The sequence below is a fragment of the Burkholderia sp. E168m23 genome (assembly GCF_016586125.1).
In the GTDB taxonomy this organism is placed as follows: domain Bacteria; phylum Pseudomonadota; class Gammaproteobacteria; order Burkholderiales; family Burkholderiaceae; genus Burkholderia; species Burkholderia orbicola.
Genome location: NZ_BCPP01001338.1, coordinates 1 through 1,398, shown reverse-complemented (window position 1 = coordinate 1,398; position 1,398 = coordinate 1). Strand labels below are relative to the sequence as shown.

Annotated in this window: 1 protein-coding gene and 1 pseudogene; one reads left to right on the top strand and one right to left on the bottom strand. The window is 66.3% G+C overall.

The features are described from left to right. Nucleotides 1–482: AMP-binding protein (locus JMF90_RS37075; RefSeq protein WP_201326343.1), on the bottom strand; the 482-nt coding region annotated here is incomplete at its 3' end. A gap of 349 nt (nucleotides 483–831) precedes the next feature. Here JMF90_RS37075 and JMF90_RS37070 point away from each other — a divergent pair. Further along, nucleotides 832–1,398: pseudogene (locus tag JMF90_RS37070) on the top strand (protein deglycase HchA); the annotation flags it as partial.

Genomic DNA, 1,398 nt, shown 5'->3' with positions numbered 1-1,398 from the left:
GGCAATCCGGTTTCGTCGCCGTCGGCGATCAGCACGACGTGCCGCACCGTGTCGAGCCGGTCGCGCATGCCCGCCCACAACGGCAGGAAGTCGCGGTGAACCAGCACGACGCGCGCGCCCGAATGGTCGAGCGTATACAGCAACTGGTCGGGCGACAGCCGGACATTGGCCGTCATCAGCACCGCGCCCATCATCGGAATCGCGTGGTAGCACTCCAGGTAGCGATGGCTGTCCCAGTCCAGCACGGCGACGACGTCGCCCGCGCCGACACCGATCGACGACAGTCCGCTCGCGAGTTGCCCGATGCGATGCCGGAACGTCCAGTAATCGTGCCGAACCCGGTCGCCGTACACGATTTCCTGCTCGGGCCGCGTCGCCAGCGGCGCATGAAGCAACTGCTTGATCAGCAGCGGATACGCATGGCCGGACGGTGCCGGTTCGTCTTGCGGGTACGGGTATGACGAATGCACGAAAGTCTCCATGGGCGACCGGTCGCGCCGGTCGAGCGTGCGGCCACGATACCGGACCGGCCGGCTTTCGCATCCCCCCTGTCCGGGGGGAACGAGCCCCCGTCGAAAGCGGCGGCGAGCCGTCCGGACGCGTATCACGGCGATGGATACGGGATACCCACCCGTTCGGGGAGGCGTTCGCCGCAGAACGGCGTTGTAGGATTCATCGCAGCACGTATCGTCCCTGCGAGATACCCGTCCGCACGACCGGGACATGACCGGAACGCCAGGTCGCCGCCGCGGAATCGCCGCGACGACTCACGCAGGCGCCCACCGGCCACGCCCGCCCCATCCGAACCCATCCCCCGAGCAAGGAGCAGCCATGACTTCCGACACGACGCAGACGGACCGCACGCCCGCCGCCGACCCGGCGGAGAACAACGCGTATTTCCCGTCGCCGTATTCGCTGTCGCAGTACACGTCGTCGAAGACCGACTTCGACGGCGCCGATTACCCGAATCCGTACACCGGCGGCAAGTGGAAGGTCCTGATGATCGCGACCGACGAGCGCTACATCCTGATGACGAACGGCAAGATGTTCTCGACCGGCAACCATCCGGTCGAGATGCTGCTGCCGATGCACCACATGGACAAGGCCGGCTTCGAGATCGACATCGCGACGCTGTCGGGCAATCCGGCCAAGCTCGAACTCTGGGCGATGCCGAGCGATGACGAGGCCGTGCAGAGCACCTACCGCAAGTACCTGCCGAAGCTGAAGACGCCGCTCAAGCTGTCCGACGTGCTCGACCAGCATCCCGGCGCCGATTCGCCGTATATCGCGGTGTTCATTCCCGGCGGCCACGGCGTGCTTGCCGGCATTCCGCACAGCAAGGACGTCAAGCGCACGCTGCGTTGGGCGCTCGACCAGGACCGGCACATCATCACGCTG